Source organism: Xenophilus sp. Marseille-Q4582 (assembly GCF_916700565.1).
Lineage (GTDB): Bacteria > Pseudomonadota > Gammaproteobacteria > Burkholderiales > Burkholderiaceae_C > Xenophilus.
The window spans coordinates 675,407-691,930 of record NZ_CAKAKO010000001.1; the positions used below are offsets into that span (position 1 = coordinate 675,407).

Genomic DNA, 16,524 nt, shown 5'->3' on the forward strand with positions numbered 1-16,524 from the left:
CCATGTCCACTGCCATCGCGCACGAGCCCGAGGGCCAGCACCAGTCGAAGAAGGCCGCCGCCAGCGGCTGGATCGGCTCTGCGCTCGAGTACTACGACTTCTTCATCTACGCCACCGCCGCGGCGCTGATCTTTCCGCAGATCTTCTTCCCCCAGGGCGACCCGGCCATCGGCATCATCGCGTCGCTCGCCACCTACGGCGTGGGCTACGTGGCGCGGCCCATCGGCGCCTTCGTGCTGGGCCACATCGGCGACACGCACGGCCGCAAGCAGGTGCTGGTGTGGTGCATGTTCCTGATGGGCTTCTCGACCATCGCCGTGGGCCTGCTGCCCACCTACGAGCAGATCGGCCTGTGGGCACCCGCGCTGCTGGTGCTGTGCCGGCTGGTCCAGGGCTTCGCGGTGGCGGGCGAGATCTCGGGCGCCAGCTCGATGATCATGGAGCACGCGCCCTTCGGGCGCCGCGGCTTCTTCGCCAGCTTCTCGCTGCAGGGCGTGCAGGCCGGCCAGATCCTGGCGGCCGCCGTGTTCCTGCCGCTGGCCCACTACATGCCCGCCGAGCAGTTCAACAGCTGGGGCTGGCGCATTCCCTTCCTGCTGAGCTTCATCGTCATCGTGGCCGGCTGGATCATCCGCCGCGAAGTGGCCGAGACGCCCGCCTTCACCGACAAGACCGCGCAGAAGGAACGCGCGCGCTCGCCCATCCTCGACGCTTTCAAGTACAGCTCGGCCGACATGTTTCGTGTGGTGTGCATGGCGCTCATGAACGTGATCCCCGTGGTCGCCACCATCTTCGGGGCCGCCTACGCCGTGCAGCCGGCCTACGGCATCGGCTTCGCCAAGGACATCTACCTCTGGATCCCCGTGCTGGGCAACTTGCTGGCCGTGCTGGTGATTCCCTTCGTGGGCAACCTGTCCGACAAGGTCGGCCGCCGTCCGCCCATCATCGTGGGCGCGCTGGCCTCGGGCCTGCTGGCCTTCGGCTACCTCTACGCCATCAGCATCAAGAACGTGCCGCTGGCCATCTGCATGTCGCTCTTGATGTGGGGCGTGGTCTACCAGGGCTACAACGCGGTGTTCCCTTCGTTCTACCCCGAGCTGTTCCCCACCCGCACCCGGGTGTCGGCCATGGCCATCTCGCAGAACGTGGGCACCGCCATCACCGCCATGCTGCCGGCGCTCTTCACCTTCGTCGCGCCCCCGGGCTCGGCGAACATCTGGATCAAGGTCGGTGCCATCGCCTTCGGCATCACCGTCATCGCCGCCTTGGCCGCCCTGAGCGCCCGAGAGACCTTCCGCGTGCCCATGAACGAACTCGGCAAGCCCGACGCGCGTCCGCTGAACAAGGCCGACTACGATCGGCTGCGCGAAGAGGCCCTGGCCGCGCGCCCGGCACGCAGCGGCCATGCCGCGGCCTGATTTCCTTCCCCCGTTGACTTCTTCTTCCCTCGCCCATGATTTCCGGCAAGACCACGCTCATCGCCCACCTCGGCTACCCCACCGAGACGTTCAAGGCGCCGATGATCTACAACCCCTGGTTCGAGCAGCAGGGCATCGACGCCGTGGTCGTGCCCATGGGCGTGAAGGGCGAGGACTATGCGGCCTCGCTGCCGCAGATCATGCGCTTCACGAACATCCGCGGCGCACTCGTGACCATGCCGCACAAGATCAGCACGCTGGGCCTGGTTCATGAGGCCACGCCCACGGCCCGGATCGCCGGCGCCTGCAACGCGATCCTCAAGCGCGCCGACGGCACGCTGCTGGGCGACATGTTCGACGGCGCGGGCTTCGTGCGCGGCGTGCAGCGCAAGGGCCGCAGCCTTGCCGGCGCGCGCGTGCTGGTGTCGGGCTCGGGCGGCGTGGGCTCGGCCATCGCCGCGTCCATGGCCGCTGCGGGCGCGGCGGAGCTGATGCTCTTCGACGCGAACCCGGCCGCGGCCGACGCGCTGGCCGGCCGGCTGCGTGAGCATTACCCGCAGCTCGAGGTGCGCACCGGCTCCCGGGACCCGGCGGGCTGGGACGTGATCGTCAACGCCACGCCGCTGGGCATGAAGGAGGGCGACCCGCTGCCCTTCGACATCGACCGCATCGCGCCCACGACCTTCGTCGGCGAGGTGGTGATGAAGGCCGAGCACACGCCGCTGCTGAAGGCGGCGCTGGCGCGCGGCTGCCCCGTGCAGGTGGGCACCGACATGCTGTTCGAGCAGATCCCCGCCTACCTGGAGTTCTTCGGCTTCGGCACCACCACGGCCGAGGCCCTGCGTGCCGTCGCCCGACTGCAATACTGAGGACCGTTCGCACCCCGTTGCGCGGGCCAAAGCCGCCGGCCTCGATTTCGCCAACCCCAAGAGAAGAAGGAGACAAGCCATGAGAAGACTGTTCATCGCCGCGATGGTGGCCGCCACCGCGCTGGGCGCCACCGGCCTGGCCGCCGCCCAGGTCAAGGAGCGCACGATCAAGTTCGCGTTCCAGAACCAGACCGGCCATCCGCAGGCGCAGGGCGCGCAGAAATTCGCCGAACTGGTGGCCCAGAAATCGGGCCACAAGCTGAACGTGAAGCTCTTCCCCGGCGGCACGCTGGGCGGCGACCTGCAGACCGTATCGGCGCTGCAGGGCGGCACGGTGGAGATGACGGTGCTCAACGCCGGCATCCTGGCCGCGCAGGTCAAGGAGTTCGCAGTCTACGACTTCCCCTTCCTCTTCGGCAATGCGAAGGAGGCCGACGCCGTGACCGACGGCGCCTTCGGCAAGAAGCTGCTGGCCAAGCTCGAAGACAAGCAGATGCATGGCCTGGGCTACTGGGACCTGGGCTTTCGCAACCTCACCAACAGCCGCCGCCCCGTCGCCAAGGCCGAGGACATCGCGGGCCTGAAGGTGCGCGTGATCCAGTCGCCCATCTACATCGACCTGTTCGCCGCGCTGGGCGCCAACGCCACGCCGCTGCCCTTCCCCGAGCTGTACCCGGCGCTGGAGCAGCGCGTGGTGGACGGCCAGGAGAACCCGAACACGGTGATCCTGTCCTCGCGCTTCGCCGAAGTGCAGAAGCACCTGACCGAGACGCGCCACATCTACAACCCGCAGGCGCTGATCATCAGCAAGAAGTTCTGGGACCAGCTCTCGGCCGACGAGAAGAAGATCGTGAGCGAGGCCGCGGCCGAGGCCACCGCCTTCCAGCGCGGCGTGTCGCGCGGCGCCGCCGACTCGGCGCTGGCCGAGCTGAAGAAGGCCGGCATCACCGTCACCGAACTGCCGCCGGCCGAGTTGGCCAAGCTGCGCGAGAAGGTCAAGCCCGTGATCGACAAGTACACGGCCAGCGTGGGCGAAGCCACGGTCAAGGAACTGATGGCCGAGATCGCGAAGGCGCGCCAGTAGTGCGCACAATGAAGGGGGCGGCGCCTGGCGTGCCGCGCTTCGAGGCCCCGTGATCCACCGGTTCCTTCTTTCGTTCCCGCCGCAGCTGCGCGCGTTGCCGCGCGGGCGTCCTGCCTGGCCTCGTCTGCGGCGCCTGTCCCTGCCGGCTCGCGCGCCATGAGTGGCACGCCGCTTGCGAAGAATGGCGCCGTGCACAAGCCGCTGCCCTTCGCGCTGCTGTTGCCGCTGCTGCTGGCCGCGCAGCCGGTGGCCACCGACAGCTACCTGCCCGCCCTCCCGGCCATTGCCCGCGCGCTGGGCTCGGCCAGCGCCAGCCTCACCGTCTTCGTGCTGGCCTTCGGCATCGCGCAGCTGCTGTGCGGGCCACTGGCCGATCGCTGGGGGCGCCGGCCGCTGCTGCTGATGGGGCTGGCCTGCTACGTGCTGGCCGGGCTGGGCAGCGCGGTGTCCTTCCATGTGCCCATGCTCGTGGCCTGCCGCGCCCTGCAGGGGGCGGCCATGGCCGCCGTGCTGGTGTGCGCGCGCGCGGCCGTGCGCGACCTGTATGCGCCGCAGGACGGCCTGCACGTGATGGCGCGCGGGCTCACGGGCCTGGGCATCGTCGCGCTGATGGCGCCGCTGCTGGGCGCCTGGGTGGTGCAGCTGGCCGGCTGGCGCTGGGTGATGGTGGCCATGGCCGCCTATGCAGCCGTGCTGTGGGCGCTGTGCTGGCGCGGCTTCGCCGAGACCTTGCCGCGCGACGGTGCGCGCGCGGGCCCGGCCGGCAGCGTGCGCAAGGTCTTCGCCAGCCGCAGCTTCCGCCTCTGGGCCTCGGTGGCGGCCAGCACCTATGCCGGCATCTTCTGCTTCCTGCTGCTCTCGCCCATGGTCTACATCGAGTACCTGGGCCTGTCGCCCACGCTGTACGGCTGGATTCCGGCCGGTGGTTCGCTGGTCTACATCGGCAGCACGATCGCGTGCCGGCGGTTGCTGCGCCGCTGGGGGCCGCTGCGCACGGTGCGCATCGGGGCGTCGCTCAGCCTGGCCGGCCCCTGCATCCAGGCCCTGGGGTGCCTGCTGGCCCCGCGGGCGGCGTGGCCGCTGCTGCTGGGCCACGCGGTCTACGTGCTGGGCCATGGCATCCACCAGCCCTGCGGCCAGGCCGGTGCGGTGGCCGACCTGCCGCAGCAGGCCGGCCGCGCCGTGTCCTGGTCGGGCTTCGGCATGATGGCGGCCGCTTTCTGCGTGGGCCAGGTGGCGGCCCAGTTCGTCGATCCGCAGCTCAGCGCCGGGGCTTGGCCCATGGTGCTGCCCATGCTGGGTGCGGGCGCCCTGCTGATGGTGCTTGCGTGGTGGGGCCTGCCGCGGCTGTACCGCGCGCGCTGACCCGGCGCATCCGGCGCAGCAGGCGTGCGAGTTCGCCTGGCGCCGGGTCCGCGTCCGCTCAGGCCGCGAAGTTTTCCGTGTCCACCTCGCCCGTGGCCTGCGGCGCGTAGCGCGGGCCGACCACGTTGTGCTGGCCGATCAGCGTCTCCAGCCGCGCCATCTGCGCGGGCGTCAAGGCCACGTCGGCCGCGCCCAGGTCTTCGTGCAGGTGGTCCAGCTGCGTGGTGCCGGGGATGGGCACGATGTGCGGTGCCTTGTGCAGCAGCCAGGCCAGCGCCAGTTGCGCGGGCGTGCAGCCCACCTCGCCAGCCAGCGCCACGAAGGGCGGCAGCAGCTGGAGGTTGGCGGCGTAGTTGTCGGGCGCGAAGCGCGGCATCGGTCGGCGGATGTCCTTGGCGTCGAGCGCGCCCACGTCCTGCAGCGTGCCGGTCAGGAAGGCGCGCGCCAGCGGGCTGAAGGCGACGAAGGCGGCACCGATCTCGCGGCAGGCATCGAGCACGGCGATCTCGGGGTTGCGCGTCCACAGCGAGTATTCGGTCTGCACGGCCGCGATGGGATGCACCGCATGCGCCTGGCGGAGCGTGGCGGCCGAGACTTCCGACAGGCCGATGGCCTGCACCTTGCCTGCGCGCACCAGGTCGGCCATGGCGCCCACGCTGTCCTCGATCGGCACCTGCTTGTCCCAGCGGTGCAGGTAGTACAGGTCGATCACTTCGGTCTTCAGGCGGCGCAGGCTGTCCTCGCAGCTCTTGCGCAGCGAATCGGGGCGGCCGTCGATCACGCGGCGCAGCACGCCGTCTTCACCGCGCACGCCGCCCAGCCCGCCCTTGCTGGCCAGGGTGAAGCGGCTGCGGTGCGGGGCCAGCACGCGGCCGACCAGTTCCTCATTCGCGCCGAAGCCGTACAGCGCGGCCGTGTCGAAGAGCGTCACGCCGGCGTCGAGTGCGGCCAGCAGCACGCGCTCGGCCTGTTCGGCGGAGGGCGGCACGCCGTAGGCGTGGCTCAGGTTCATGCAGCCCAGGCCGATGGCCGAGACTTCAAAGTGGGCGATGCGTCGTGTTTGCATGGGCCAAGCTTAGTCGGGGTTCAAAGGACGCGAGAGGCGCTCGGATTCTTTGCCCGGCCAGATGCCGCCAGGCCGGCGTGCCATAGCCCGCCACGAGGTCGTGACCGAGGGCTTGCCAGGCCGGGTCCCGCGCGTCCAGGCCCAGCGCTTCGATGAAAGGCGCCTGCACGATGAAGCACTGGCGCCGGTAGGGCAGCACAAAGCCCTGGCGTTGCGGCGCAAACACCGCCCGGGCTTCGTCATGGCGCGCGAACCAGAGGTGCAGCAGCAGGCCGGTCTTCGGCGCATGCCAGAAGTTGCCCATGTCGTCGGTGGGCGCGGCCAAGCCGCCGAGCACCTGGCGCGCCTGGTCCCAGTGTGCGAAGCCGACCTCGCGCGCGGCGGCGTGCAGGTGGTCACGCAGCGTCAAGGCGCCGGCCGTGCCTTCGCGGCGCGCGCGGTTCAGGCGCACGCGCGCGCGCACCTTGAGTTCGTCGAGCGGATCCGGGGCCGTCATCGCGATCGCGCTCCCGCGTTGACGCGGGTCGCTCCTTGCGCCAGGGCTTGCCACTGCGCGCGCAGGGCCTCCCATGCCGTGCGATCCAGGCCGGCCGCGGCGCAGACCTGGCGGCAGACCGCGCCAACGGTCTGTGCCGCTTCGGCGTGCAGGCGGCGCCCGACGGGCCGCAGTTGCACCGTGCCGCTGTCGCGCGCGAGCAGGCCGGTCTTGTGCAGCGGCATGAGTTGGCGCACCAGCGCCGAGGGGCCCACGTGCAGGGCCGCAGCCAACTGCGCCGTGGGCAGGCCGCCGGGCGGCGCATCGACCAGCACGCCGAGCAGCCGGAAGTCGTTCAGGGCCAAGCCGTGCCACCTGCCCAGTCGTTCATCGAGCAGCGCTTGCAGGCCGGCATGGGCGTGGGCCAGGCCCAGTCCCAGATGCAGGGCTTCTGCCTCCTCGGTGCCGCTCATGCTGCACCGCCCTGAGGCCCCGGTGTCGCCGCGTCCGTGGGCTGCAGCTCGGCCTGCCACAGTGCCAGCAGCGTGGCCAGTTCCGCGTCGTAGTCGAAGGCCGGATCGTCGCGCTCCTTCACGCGGTCGATCACCTCCAGCCGGAAGGCGTCGGCGCCGTGCGTGTTCCAGGCCTGTTGCAGGGCGCGGTCGCGGTGCGCGCCGCGCACGAGTTCGAAGCGCAGGCGGTTGAGCGAGCCTTCGGCATTGCGGCTGCTGCCCAGGCGCAGCAAGCCGGCCGCGTCGCAGCGCACGGCATACACGCCCATGGGCGGAAAGGCCTGCTTGTATTGGCGCGTGAGTTCGCGGCGCGCGTGCGGAGAAAGGGAAAAGTACATGGCAGCACTCCAGGGGTTCGTCACCGAGCCGGTCCCGCGCGTGGCCCGGACGAAGACCGCAGTCTGTCCATGGAAGAAGTCATGACGAGGGTGAGCGCCTCTTGTGCGGGAAGGGCGCCCCTCCGCGCCCGTCGCAAATATTACCCGGGTTAATTATGGAATGCAATGGCTATGAAAAAAGCCGCCGGCTCGTGGCGAGCGGGCGGCCTGTTCAGGGGCGGGCGGGGCCTCAGCCGTTGAGCTGCTGCTCCAGCTGGTGCAGCACCTGGTAGCAGGGCAGTACCTGGGCCACGCTGGCGTTGGGCTCGCGGCCTTCCTTGATGGCGGCGAAGAACTCGCGGTCCTGCAGCTCGATGCCGTTCATCGACACGTCGACCTTGGACACGTCGATCTTCTCCTCCTTGCCGTTGACCAGGTCGTCGTAGCGCGCGATGTAGGTCGCCGTATCGCCGATGTAGCGGAAGAAGGTGCCCAGCGGGCCGTCGTTGTTGAAGGACAGCGACAGCGTGCAGATCGCACCGTTGGCGGCCTTGAGCTGGATGCTCATGTCCATGGCGATGCCCAGCTCCTTGTGGATCGGGCCCTGGATCGCATTGGCCTTCACGATCGGGCTGCCGGCCTGGTAGGCGAACAGGTCCACGGTGTGGGCGGCGTGGTGCCACAGCAGGTGGTCGGTCCAGCTGCGCGGCTGGCCCAGCGCGTTCATGTTCGTGCGGCGGAAGAAGTAGGTCTGCACGTCCATCTGCTGGATGTTGAATTCGCCAGCCTGGATCTTCTTGTGCACGTACTGGTGGCTGGGGTTGAAGCGGCGGGTGTGGCCGCACATGGCGACCAGGCCGGTCTTCTTCTGCAGCGCCACGACTTCCTCGCCGTCCTTGAGCACGTCGCACAGCGGGATCTCGACCTGCACGTGCTTGCCGGCTTCCAGGCAGGCCTTGGCCTGCGCGGCGTGCATTTGCGTGGGCGTGCACAGGATGACCGCGTCCACTTCCTTGAGCGCGAGGCTTTCGCTCAGCTCGGTGGTGACATGGCCGATGCCGTACTTTTCGGCCACTTCCCGGGTCTTGGCCAGGTCGCGGCTGATCAGCGAGACGACTTCGACGCCGTCGATGTTCCGGATGCCGTCCAGGTGCTTGATGCCGAAGGCGCCGGCGCCGGCCAGGGCTACTTTGATGGTCATGGGTGGGTCCTTTCGCGTTCAGGGTTTCTGTGGGATGCGGGCGCTGCGCTCAGCGGGGCTCCTCGAGGATCAGGTGCCCCACGGCCGTGTTGGAGGCGGGCACGTGGAAGAAGCGGTGCGCCACCTTCGGCGCCGGGCCGGCGCCGTTCACGTCGGCCATTGCGCCGCGCGCGATCAGCCACATCACCAGCTCGATGCCTTCGCTGCCCGCTTCGCGCACGTATTCGATGTGCGGCACCTTCGCCAGCTCGGCCGGCTCGGCGATCAGGCGGTCGAGGAACCGGTTGTCCCAGTCGGCGTTGATCAGCCCGGCGCGCGGGCCCTGCAACTGGTGGCTCATGCCGCCCGTGCCCCAGATGTGCACGTTCAGGTCCTCGTCGAAGCTCTCCACGGCCTTGCGGATCGCGCGGCCCAGGTTGAAGCAGCGCTGGCCGCTGGGCACCGGGTACTGCACCACGTTCACCGCGAACGGGATCACGGGGCAGGGCCAGGCGCCTTCCTTCGGGTCCTTCTCGCCGCACATCAGCGACAGCGGCACCGTCAGGCCGTGGTCCACGTCCATCTTGTTGACGATGGTGAGATCGAAGTCCTGCTGGATCACGCTCTGCGCGATGTGGCTGGCCAGTTCGGGGTGGCCCACCACCTTGGGCACGGGGCGCGGGCCCCAGCCTTCGTCGGCCGGCTGGTACTCGGCGGCGGTGCCGATGGCGAAGGTCGGGATCATGTCCAGGCTGAAGGCCGTGGCATGGTCGTTGAACACCAGGAAGATGACGTCGGGCTTGTTGTCCTTCATCCACTGCTTGGAGAAGTCGTAGCCCGCGAACAGCGGCTTCCAGTAGTCTTCCTGGGTCTTGCCCAGGTCCATGGCCGCGCCGATGGCGGGAACGTGCGAGGTGTAGACGGAGGCGGTGATGCGAGCCATGTCAGTGGTCCTTGTGTGAGCGGTGCGCCGCGCCCTGCGGCTGGTTCTGGGCCTGTGCGTTGCCGTGCTCGCCCACGTAGCGGTTGCCTTCGACCGAGCGGCCGCCGTTGATCATCATGTCGCGGTACTCCTGCTCGGTCATGCCGGTCATGGAGCCGGCCATCTGCTGGAAGCTGCGCCCGTCGGTGGCGCCGAGCTTGGCCAGGAAGTAGATGTTGCCGCCCGTGCGCATGCACCAGTTGAGGTCGCGCGCCAGCACGGCCTGCTTCTGCTCCTCGGTCATGGGCCATTCGTCGAGGTAGGCACGTTCGTCGGCCTTGAAGCGCTCGCGGTTCTCGGCCTTCATGAGGCTCATGCAGAACTGGTTGAGCCAGTAGCCTTTGCGGCTCTGCTCGGCGTCGAAGATGATCGTGCCGGGCACGTCGAGGTAGGGTTTTTCAAGGGCCATGGCGGACCTCTCTGGAAGGGTGAAGGGGGAGGAGCGGGTCAGAGTCGGGGAATCTTCGCGGCCGCGATCACCTCGCTCCAGCGCCGGATGTCGCCGGCCAGGCGCTCGCGCAACTGCTGCGGGCTGCTGCCCTGCGCCGTGAGGTTCAGCGCCTGCAGCTGCTGCCTGACCTCCGGCAGCGCGACGGCCTGCTGCACCTCGCGGCTCAGGCGCTCGACGATGGCCGGCGGCGTCTTCGCGGGCACGGCCAGGCCGTTCCAGGAACTGACGTCGAAATCCTTCAGCGAACCGCCGCTTTCGCGCACGGTGGGCACCTGCGGCAGCTCGGGCGCACGCGCGGGGCCCATCACGGCCAGCGCACGCAGGGCGTTGCCCTGGATGTTGCTCATCAGCGGGCCGAGGATGTCGACCATCGCGTCGATCTCGCCGCCGCGCACCGCGGTGATGACGGGCGGCGTGCCGTTGAAGGGCACGGTCTGCGCATCGATGCCGGCGCGCAGCTTGAACAGCTCGGCCGCCAGGTGTTGCGTGGTGCCGATCTGCGGCGTGCCGATGTTGAGCTTGCCCGGATTGGCACGCGCCCAGGCCAGCAGCTCGGCCAGGGTCTTGAAGCGGCTGGTGGCCGACACGGCGATGGCCAGGTCGAAATGCGCAAGCATCGAGACCGGCGCGAAGTCGGCCAGCGCATCGAAGGGCTGGCGCGCGAACAGCGCCGCGCTCACGGCCGTGCCGCTGGAGATGAGCAGCAGCGTGTGGCCATCGGCCTCGGCGCGCGCCACCTGCTCGCCGGCCACCACGCCACCCGCGCTGGGCTTGTTCTCGATCACCACCGGCTGGCCCAGCGCGCCCGCGAGCTTCTGGCCCACCGCGCGCGCCGTCAGGTCGGCGCCGCCGCCGGCCGCGTTGGGCACGACGATGCGCAGCGGGCGCGAGGGGAAGGCCGGCTGGGCCTGCGCCAGGCGCGCGGCGCCGCCGGCCGCGGCGAGCGAGGCCAGGTTCAGCAGGAAGCGGCGCTTGGTGGGCATGTCGGATCTCCTTGAAAGTGGGCAGGAAAGGCCGGTGCGCGGGCTCAGCGCTGCTCCTCGGGCCAGTACAGGCGCATCGGGTTGTCGACCAGCAGCTTGCGCTGCAGTTCCGCGGTCGGCGCGATGTGCGGGATGAAGTCCACCAGCAGGCCGTCGTCGGGCATGTGGTCCTTCAGGTTGGGATGCGGCCAGTCGGTGCCCCACAGCACGCGGTCGGGGAACTGCTCGACGATGCGGCGCGCGAACGGCACCACGTCCTGGTAGGCGTTCTGCTCGCCGTTCAGGGCCTTGGGCCCGGCCACCGACAGGCGCTCGGGGCAGCTGACCTTGCTCCACACGTTGGTGTGCTCGCGCATGAACTTCTCGAACAGCGCGAACTCGGGCCCGTCCACGGGCTTGCTGACATCGGGCCGGCCCATGTGGTCCACCACCACCGTGGTCGGCAGCGCCGTGAAGAAGTCCCACAGCTCGGGCAGGTCCACCGCCTCGAAGTAGATGACCACGTGCCAGCCCAGCTGGGCGATGCGGCCCGCGATCTCCATCAGCTCGTCCTTGGGCGTGAAGTCCACCAGGCGCTTGACGAAGTTGAAGCGCACGCCGCGCACGCCCGCGGCGTGGAGCTGCTGCAGCTCCTCGTCGGTCACGCTGCGCTTGACGGTGGCCACGCCGCGCGCCTTGCCGCCCGAGGACAGGCAGGCATCGACCATGGCGCGGTTGTCGGCGCCATGGCAGGTGGCCTGCACGATGACGTTGCGCGCGAAGCCCAGGTGATCGCGCAGCGCGAACAGCTGCGCCTTGCTCGCGTCGCAGGGCGTGTACTTGCGCTCGGGCGCGAAGGGGAACTCGTCGCCCGGGCCGAACACATGGCAATGCGCGTCCACGGCGCCCGCGGGCAGCTGGAACCTGGGTTTGGAAGGGCCGGCGTACCAATCCAGCCAGCCGGGGGTCTTGGTGAAAGTGCTCATGGGTTCAGTCGTGCGAAAGGGGGAAGCGAAAAACCAGGTGGCGAGCGCAGCGAGGCCCTCAGGGCACCCGAGGAACTGGCGCTGCCAGGCCTCTGGGTGCGCCCCCTTCGGGAACCGGAAGGGGGAGCCGCGAAGCGGCTCGGGGGTTGCCTCTCAATCCAATGCGATGTTGGCCTTGCGGATCACGTCGCCGAAGCGCTGGCTCTCGCTCTTCACGAAGGCGTTGAACTCAGCGTGCGTGGCGGGGAAGGGCTCGTAGCCGAAGACCTTGTACTTCTCCAGCATTTCGTTGGAGGCCAGCGCGGCCTGCACGTCGGTGCGGATCTTGTTCTTCACGGCCTCGGGCAGGCCCGGCGGCACGGCCAGCGCGTTCCAGCCGATCACCTCGAAGTTGGCCGGGCCGCCCGATTCCGCCACCGTGGGCACTTCGGGAAAGTGCGGCGACCGCTTGGGCGCGGCCACGGCCAGCAGGCGCAGGCGGTTGGCGCGGTACATCGGCCCGGCGGTGCCGGCGCTGCCCAGCGCGAACTGCAGCTCGCCCGTGGACACCGAGGTGTAGAGCTGCGTGGTCTCCTTGAAGATCACGTGTTCCATCTGCGTGCCGGTCACGCTTTCGAACAGTTCCGAGCCCAGGTGCACCGGGTTGCCCACCGACCACGAGCCGTAGTTCAGCTTGCCGGGATTGGCCTTGGCGTCGGCAATGATGTCACCCACGCTCTTGTACTTGCTGTTCGTGCCCACCGTGAAGAAGAAGTAGGTGCGAAACAGCGGCAGCAGCGTGTCGAAGTCCTTCACCGGGTCGTAGGGCAGCTTCTTGAACAGGGCCGGATAGGCGGCCAGATGCACGTTGTCCAGGATCAGGATGTCGGTGCCATCCTTGGCGCCGCGCTTCCAGGCGTCGATGGCGATGAAGCCGTTGCCGCCGGGGCGGTTGTCCACCGTCACGGGCTGGCCCCAGGCGCGGCTCAGGTGGTCGGCGATCACGCGGGCCGTGCCGTCGGGTGCGCCGCCCACCGGGAAGGGCGTGATGATGCGCACGGGCTTGCCGGGGAAATTCGCGGCCTGTGCCTGTGCCGCCAGGGGCAGCGACAGGGCCAGCGTGGCGCCGGTCAGCGCCATCAGGGCGCGGCGGGTGGTCTTCTGTTGCATGTCAATGTCTCCTCGTTGCGTCGGTGGATGGGAATCGGAACACGGCACTCAATCGATACTCAGTCGATGTACTTGAGCCCGGCCGCGGCCAGCGGCTCGCGCATCTTGTACATGTCCAGGCCCAGCACGCCGCTGGCGAGCTTGGCGCGCTTCTCGCCTTCGAAGGACTCGCGCTTGCGCGCGGCTTCCAGCGTGGCGGCGGCGCGCGCGGCGGGCACGCAGACCACGCCGTCGTCGTCGGCCACGATCACGTCGCCGGGCGTGACCAGCATGCCCGCGCACACGACCGGGATGTTCACCGAACCCAGCGTGGCCTTGATGGTGCCCTTGCTGGAAATCGCCTTGCTCCACACGGGGAAGTTCATCTCCTGCAGCGTCTTCACGTCGCGCACGCCGGCATCGATGACCAGCGCGCGCGCGCCGCGGGCCTGGAAGCTGGTGGCCAGCAGGTCGCCGAAGTAGCCGTCGGTGCATTCGGCCGTCACGGCCGCCACCACGATGTCGCCGGGCTGGATCTGCTCCGCAGCCACGTGCATCATCCAGTTGTCGCCGGGCTGCAGCAGCACGGTCACGGCGGTGCCGCTCACCTGCTGGCCGGGGTAGATGGGGCGCATGTAAGGCTTGAGCAGGCCCACGCGGCCCATGGCCTCATGCACCGTGGCCGAGCCGAGCGCGGCCAGGCCGTCGGCGGCTTCGCGGTCTGCGCGCTGGATGTTTCTGTAGACAACGCCGAGTTCGTACATCTGTTCTCTCCGGGTGATGAGACTTACAGGCCCTTGGCCTTCAGGCGCGCGTCCAGGCGCGGGAACACGCGGCGCACGTTGCCTTCGTAGATCTGGTGCTTGTCCTCGGCACTCAGGATCTTCGACGCCTCGATGTAGCGCTTGGTGTCGTCGTAGTAGTGGCCGGTGGTGGGATCGATGCCGCGCACCGCGCCGATCATCTCGGACGCGAACAGCACGTTCCTGACCGGGATCACGGTGTTGAGCAGGTCGATGCCGGGCTGGTGGTACACGCAGGTGTCGAAGAACACGTTGTTCAGCAGGTGCGTGTCGAGCAGCGGCTTCTTCATCTCCTGCGCCAGGCCGCGGAAGCGCCCCCAGTGGTAGGGCACCGCGCCACCGCCGTGCGGGATCAGGAACTTCAAGGTCGGGAAGTCCTTGAACAGATCGCCCTGGATCAGCTGCATGAAGGCCGTGGTGTCGGCGTTCAGGTAGTGCGCGCCCGTGGTGTGGAAGCAGGCGTTGCAGCTCGTGCTCACGTGGATCATGGCCGGCAGGTCGTACTCGGCCATCTTTTCGTAGATGGGGTACCAGTGCTTGTCGGTCAGCGGCGGGCTGGTCCAGTGGCCGCCCGAGGGGTCCGGGTTCAGGTTGATGCCCACGGCGCCGTATTCCTTGACGCACTTCTCCAGCTCGGGGATGCAGGTGGCCGGATCGACACCCGGCGACTGCGGCAGCATGGCCACGGGCACGAAGTGGTCGGGGAACAGCGTGGAGACGCGGTAGCACAGCTCGTTGCAGATCGCGGCCCAGGTGCTGGAGACCTCGAAGTCGCCGATGTGGTGGGCCATGAAGCTGGCGCGCGGGCTGAACAGCGTGATGTCGCTGCCGCGCTCCTTCATCAGGCGCAGCTGGTTGCTCTCGATGGACTCGCGCAGCTCGTCGTCGCTGATCTTCAGGTCGGCGGCCTTCGGCATGACGGCCGGGTCCTGGATGCCGGCGATCTGCTGGTTGCGCCAGTTCTCCAGGGCTTTCGGAGCGGTGGTGTAGTGACCGTGGCAGTCGATGATGAGACTCATGGGGGGCTCCTCGGATGGGGTGGGCGATGGGGGCGATGGACGGGCAGGGGCCGGCGTCAGGCCGGTGCCATGCCCTGGCGGCGCTTGGCTTCGGCCGCTTCGGGCGAAGCCATGAAGGCCAGAAGGCGGCGCACCGCCTCGGCGTTCGGCGAGCCGGCGACCACGCCGGCTGAAAAGACGGTGTCGATCTGCACCGGCGCGGGCAGCGGGCCGACGATGTCGATGCCTTCAACGTGGATCAGTTCGCTGAGCTGCTGGAAGCCCAGCGCGACCTGGCCCTGGGCGATCAGCGCGCCCACGGGCACGCCGGGCGGCGCCTGCACGGTGCGCGCCTTCACGGCCTCGGCAATGCCCCAGCGCTCGAACAGCTTTTGCAGCGCCACGCCGCTCGGGCCGGTGGAGTAGCCGAGGGTCGGCGCGGCCAGCACGGCGGCGCGCAGCGCGTTTTCGGTGCCGATGTCGGGCGGTGCGGCGCCCCGGGGCACGGCCACGGCCGTGCTGGACAGCACCAGGTCCACCTTGCTGCCGGCGGCCACGCGGCCGGCAGCCAGCAGCTTGTCGATGGCGTCCGAGGCCAGGAAGACCACGTCGAAGGCTTCCTCGCCGGTCTGCACGCGCCTGGCGGCGTCGACGCCCCCGACGGATTCGATGTGCAGCGGCTCGCCGCCGCGGGCCTGCCAGTCCGCGGCCAGTTCGGCCAGCACCTGGCGCGTGGCCATGGACGAGATGCCTTGAAGGGGGGGGGTCATGCGCGCTGTCTCCGGAGCCGCCGCGGCCGGTGCCGGGGCGCTGTGTGTGCCCGCGCATTCTGCGCAGCGCACAGGGGCGCGCAAAGCGGGTCCGCCGGCTAGCAGTTAGAACAAAATGGCATAGCAGGTGATATGGTTGCGGCTCAATGCAATAGCTCGGCCGGGCCGGATGGACCTCAAGCAGCTGGAATACTTCGTGCGCGTGGCCGAACTGGGCAGCTTCACGCGCGCCTCGCAGGCGCTGGACGTGGCGCAGCCCGCGCTGTCGCGCCAGGTGCGCCTGCTCGAGGTGGAGCTGCGCCAGAACCTGCTGGTGCGCAACGGCCGCGGCGTGACGCTGACCGACGCCGGCGCGCTGCTGCTGCAGCATGGCCGCGGCATCCTGCACCAGGTGGCGCGCGCGCAGGAGGAACTGGCCGGCGCGCGCGACGGCCTGGCCGGCCGCGTGGCGCTGGGGCTGCCGCCCAGCGTGGCGCGCGCCCTGGCAGTGCCGCTGATGCGCGCCTTCCGCCAGCGCATGCCGCAGGCGCAGCTGTCGATCACCGAAGGCCTGTCGCTGGCCATGCAGGAGGCGCTGGGCGCCGGCCGGCTGGACATCGCGGTGCTCTACAACGCGCGCCCCGTGGCGGGGCTGGACATCGAGCCGCTGATGGAAGAGGAACTGGTGCTGGTGCAGGCGCGCCCGCCGGGGCTGGCCGAAGACCCGCCGCTGCCGCTGCCGCTGGCCGGGCTGGCCGGGCTGCCACTGATCATCCCGAGCCGGCCCAACGCCATCCGCATGCAGGTGGAGTCGGAATTGGCCGCGCTGGGCCTGCGCCCGCAGGTGGCGCTGGAAATCGATGGCGTGCCCGCCATCCTGGAGCTGGTGGCCGAAGGCCTGGGCAGCGCCGTGCTCACGCGCCACGCGGTGAGCAGCGCCGCGCGGCCCTCGGCCTTTTCCGTTCGCGCCATCGGCGAGCCCGGCCTGCGCGTGCGCGCCTGGGTGGCCACCAGCGCCCTGCGGCCGGCCACGCGCACCCAGCAGGCGGCGCTGGCCCTGCTGCGCGCCACGGTGGCGGGGCCGGGGCGCGCGCAGCATTGAGCGGGCCCGCCCGGGTGCGCGGCGATCGACCGCGGTCCGGCCGCCCGATCCGCGCGCAGGGTGTGCCGACCCGTTTG

General features: G+C 69.7%; 18 protein-coding genes. 5 read left to right on the top strand and 13 right to left on the bottom strand.

Annotation, left to right across the window (positions count from 1 at the left end; all coding sequences use genetic code 11):
• Positions 1–2 precede the first annotated feature (2 nt).
• From LG388_RS03155 to LG388_RS03170, 4 genes are all read left to right on the top strand, one after another.
• The gene (locus LG388_RS03155) at positions 3–1,418 is read left to right on the top strand and encodes an MFS transporter (RefSeq protein ID WP_225781378.1); all 1,416 of its coding nucleotides are present in this window, start codon (positions 3–5) and stop codon (positions 1,416–1,418) included.
• A gap of 35 nt (positions 1,419–1,453) precedes the next feature.
• Complete coding sequence (locus tag LG388_RS03160; RefSeq protein WP_225781379.1) at positions 1,454–2,287, top strand: shikimate dehydrogenase; 834 nt, start codon at positions 1,454–1,456, stop codon at positions 2,285–2,287.
• 79 nt (positions 2,288–2,366) lie between these two features.
• The gene (locus LG388_RS03165; RefSeq protein ID WP_225781380.1) at positions 2,367–3,371 is read left to right on the top strand and encodes a TRAP transporter substrate-binding protein; all 1,005 of its coding nucleotides are present in this window, start codon (positions 2,367–2,369) and stop codon (positions 3,369–3,371) included.
• 156 nt (positions 3,372–3,527) lie between these two features.
• The gene (locus LG388_RS03170; protein WP_370630089.1) at positions 3,528–4,736 is read left to right on the top strand and encodes an MFS transporter; all 1,209 of its coding nucleotides are present in this window, start codon (positions 3,528–3,530) and stop codon (positions 4,734–4,736) included.
• Positions 4,737–4,794: 58 nt separating this feature from the next.
• Here LG388_RS03170 and LG388_RS03175 read toward each other — a convergent pair whose 3' ends face one another.
• The 13 genes from LG388_RS03175 to LG388_RS03235 all read right to left on the bottom strand — a co-directional run bounded on the left by LG388_RS03175 (position 4,795) and on the right by LG388_RS03235 (position 15,366).
• Positions 4,795–5,802 carry an aldo/keto reductase gene (locus tag LG388_RS03175; protein ID WP_225781382.1) on the bottom strand — a complete coding sequence of 336 codons (1,008 nt, stop codon included), beginning with the start codon at positions 5,800–5,802 and terminating at the stop codon, positions 4,795–4,797.
• The gene (locus LG388_RS03180; protein ID WP_225781383.1) at positions 5,774–6,298 is read right to left on the bottom strand and encodes a hypothetical protein; all 525 of its coding nucleotides are present in this window, start codon (positions 6,296–6,298) and stop codon (positions 5,774–5,776) included. Before LG388_RS03180 ends, LG388_RS03175 begins: the two co-directional genes overlap by 29 nt.
• Positions 6,295–6,750, bottom strand: a complete 456-nt coding sequence (locus tag LG388_RS03185; protein WP_225781384.1) for a hypothetical protein — start codon at positions 6,748–6,750, stop codon at positions 6,295–6,297. The genes LG388_RS03180 and LG388_RS03185 overlap by 4 nt, the downstream gene beginning before the upstream one ends.
• Positions 6,747–7,127, bottom strand: coding sequence for a GIY-YIG nuclease family protein (locus LG388_RS03190; protein WP_225781385.1), 381 nt, complete (start codon positions 7,125–7,127; stop codon positions 6,747–6,749). Before LG388_RS03190 ends, LG388_RS03185 begins: the two co-directional genes overlap by 4 nt.
• Positions 7,128–7,356: 229 nt before the next feature.
• Positions 7,357–8,307: a Gfo/Idh/MocA family oxidoreductase gene (locus LG388_RS03195; RefSeq protein WP_225781386.1), complete on the bottom strand. Its 951-nt coding sequence runs from the start codon at positions 8,305–8,307 to the stop codon at positions 7,357–7,359.
• A gap of 49 nt (positions 8,308–8,356) precedes the next feature.
• Positions 8,357–9,229: a class III extradiol dioxygenase subunit beta gene (locus tag LG388_RS03200; RefSeq protein ID WP_225781387.1), complete on the bottom strand. Its 873-nt coding sequence runs from the start codon at positions 9,227–9,229 to the stop codon at positions 8,357–8,359.
• Position 9,230: 1 nt separating this feature from the next.
• Positions 9,231–9,677 (bottom strand): protocatechuate 4,5-dioxygenase subunit alpha, encoded by a 447-nt coding sequence (gene ligA / locus LG388_RS03205; RefSeq protein ID WP_225781388.1) that lies wholly within the window; start codon positions 9,675–9,677, stop codon positions 9,231–9,233.
• A gap of 38 nt (positions 9,678–9,715) precedes the next feature.
• Positions 9,716–10,702, bottom strand: a complete 987-nt coding sequence (locus LG388_RS03210) for a tripartite tricarboxylate transporter substrate binding protein (protein WP_225781389.1) — start codon at positions 10,700–10,702, stop codon at positions 9,716–9,718.
• Between the two features lie 44 nt (positions 10,703–10,746).
• On the bottom strand, positions 10,747–11,667 hold the full coding sequence (locus tag LG388_RS03215) for an amidohydrolase family protein (protein WP_225781390.1): 921 nt from the start codon (positions 11,665–11,667) through the stop codon (positions 10,747–10,749).
• A 153-nt stretch (positions 11,668–11,820) separates the two neighbouring features.
• A complete protein-coding gene (locus LG388_RS03220; RefSeq protein WP_370630090.1) occupies positions 11,821–12,816 on the bottom strand; it encodes a Bug family tripartite tricarboxylate transporter substrate binding protein in 996 nt (331 codons plus the stop codon).
• Positions 12,817–12,875: 59 nt separating this feature from the next.
• On the bottom strand, positions 12,876–13,559 hold the full coding sequence (gene ligK / locus LG388_RS03225) for a 4-carboxy-4-hydroxy-2-oxoadipate aldolase/oxaloacetate decarboxylase (RefSeq protein WP_225781391.1): 684 nt from the start codon (positions 13,557–13,559) through the stop codon (positions 12,876–12,878).
• A 23-nt stretch (positions 13,560–13,582) separates the two neighbouring features.
• Entirely contained in the window at positions 13,583–14,617 is a 1,035-nt protein-coding gene (locus tag LG388_RS03230) for an amidohydrolase family protein (protein ID WP_225781392.1), read from the bottom strand.
• A gap of 56 nt (positions 14,618–14,673) precedes the next feature.
• On the bottom strand, positions 14,674–15,366 hold the full coding sequence (locus LG388_RS03235; RefSeq protein ID WP_225781393.1) for a substrate-binding domain-containing protein: 693 nt from the start codon (positions 15,364–15,366) through the stop codon (positions 14,674–14,676).
• A 169-nt stretch (positions 15,367–15,535) separates the two neighbouring features.
• Here LG388_RS03235 and LG388_RS03240 point away from each other — a divergent pair, with 169 nt between their 5' ends.
• Positions 15,536–16,447 carry a LysR substrate-binding domain-containing protein gene (locus tag LG388_RS03240; protein WP_225781394.1) on the top strand — a complete coding sequence of 304 codons (912 nt, stop codon included), beginning with the start codon at positions 15,536–15,538 and terminating at the stop codon, positions 16,445–16,447.
• Positions 16,448–16,524 lie beyond the last annotated feature (77 nt).

Coding starts and splice junctions, on each gene's coding strand:
- LG388_RS03155 (WP_225781378.1), top strand. CDS start 3: ATGTCCACTGCCATCGCGCACGAGCCCGAGGGCCAGCACCAGTCGAAG.
- LG388_RS03160 (WP_225781379.1), top strand. CDS start 1,454: ATGATTTCCGGCAAGACCACGCTCATCGCCCACCTCGGCTACCCCACC.
- LG388_RS03165 (WP_225781380.1), top strand. CDS start 2,367: ATGAGAAGACTGTTCATCGCCGCGATGGTGGCCGCCACCGCGCTGGGC.
- LG388_RS03170 (WP_370630089.1), top strand. CDS start 3,528: ATGAGTGGCACGCCGCTTGCGAAGAATGGCGCCGTGCACAAGCCGCTG.
- LG388_RS03175 (WP_225781382.1), bottom strand. CDS start 5,802: ATGCAAACACGACGCATCGCCCACTTTGAAGTCTCGGCCATCGGCCTG.
- LG388_RS03180 (WP_225781383.1), bottom strand. CDS start 6,298: ATGACGGCCCCGGATCCGCTCGACGAACTCAAGGTGCGCGCGCGCGTG.
- LG388_RS03185 (WP_225781384.1), bottom strand. CDS start 6,750: ATGAGCGGCACCGAGGAGGCAGAAGCCCTGCATCTGGGACTGGGCCTG.
- LG388_RS03190 (WP_225781385.1), bottom strand. CDS start 7,127: ATGTACTTTTCCCTTTCTCCGCACGCGCGCCGCGAACTCACGCGCCAA.
- LG388_RS03195 (WP_225781386.1), bottom strand. CDS start 8,307: ATGACCATCAAAGTAGCCCTGGCCGGCGCCGGCGCCTTCGGCATCAAG.
- LG388_RS03200 (WP_225781387.1), bottom strand. CDS start 9,229: ATGGCTCGCATCACCGCCTCCGTCTACACCTCGCACGTTCCCGCCATC.
- ligA (WP_225781388.1), bottom strand. CDS start 9,677: ATGGCCCTTGAAAAACCCTACCTCGACGTGCCCGGCACGATCATCTTC.
- LG388_RS03210 (WP_225781389.1), bottom strand. CDS start 10,702: ATGCCCACCAAGCGCCGCTTCCTGCTGAACCTGGCCTCGCTCGCCGCG.
- LG388_RS03215 (WP_225781390.1), bottom strand. CDS start 11,667: ATGAGCACTTTCACCAAGACCCCCGGCTGGCTGGATTGGTACGCCGGC.
- LG388_RS03220 (WP_370630090.1), bottom strand. CDS start 12,816: ATGCAACAGAAGACCACCCGCCGCGCCCTGATGGCGCTGACCGGCGCC.
- ligK (WP_225781391.1), bottom strand. CDS start 13,559: ATGTACGAACTCGGCGTTGTCTACAGAAACATCCAGCGCGCAGACCGC.
- LG388_RS03230 (WP_225781392.1), bottom strand. CDS start 14,617: ATGAGTCTCATCATCGACTGCCACGGTCACTACACCACCGCTCCGAAA.
- LG388_RS03235 (WP_225781393.1), bottom strand. CDS start 15,366: ATGACCCCCCCCCTTCAAGGCATCTCGTCCATGGCCACGCGCCAGGTG.
- LG388_RS03240 (WP_225781394.1), top strand. CDS start 15,536: ATGGACCTCAAGCAGCTGGAATACTTCGTGCGCGTGGCCGAACTGGGC.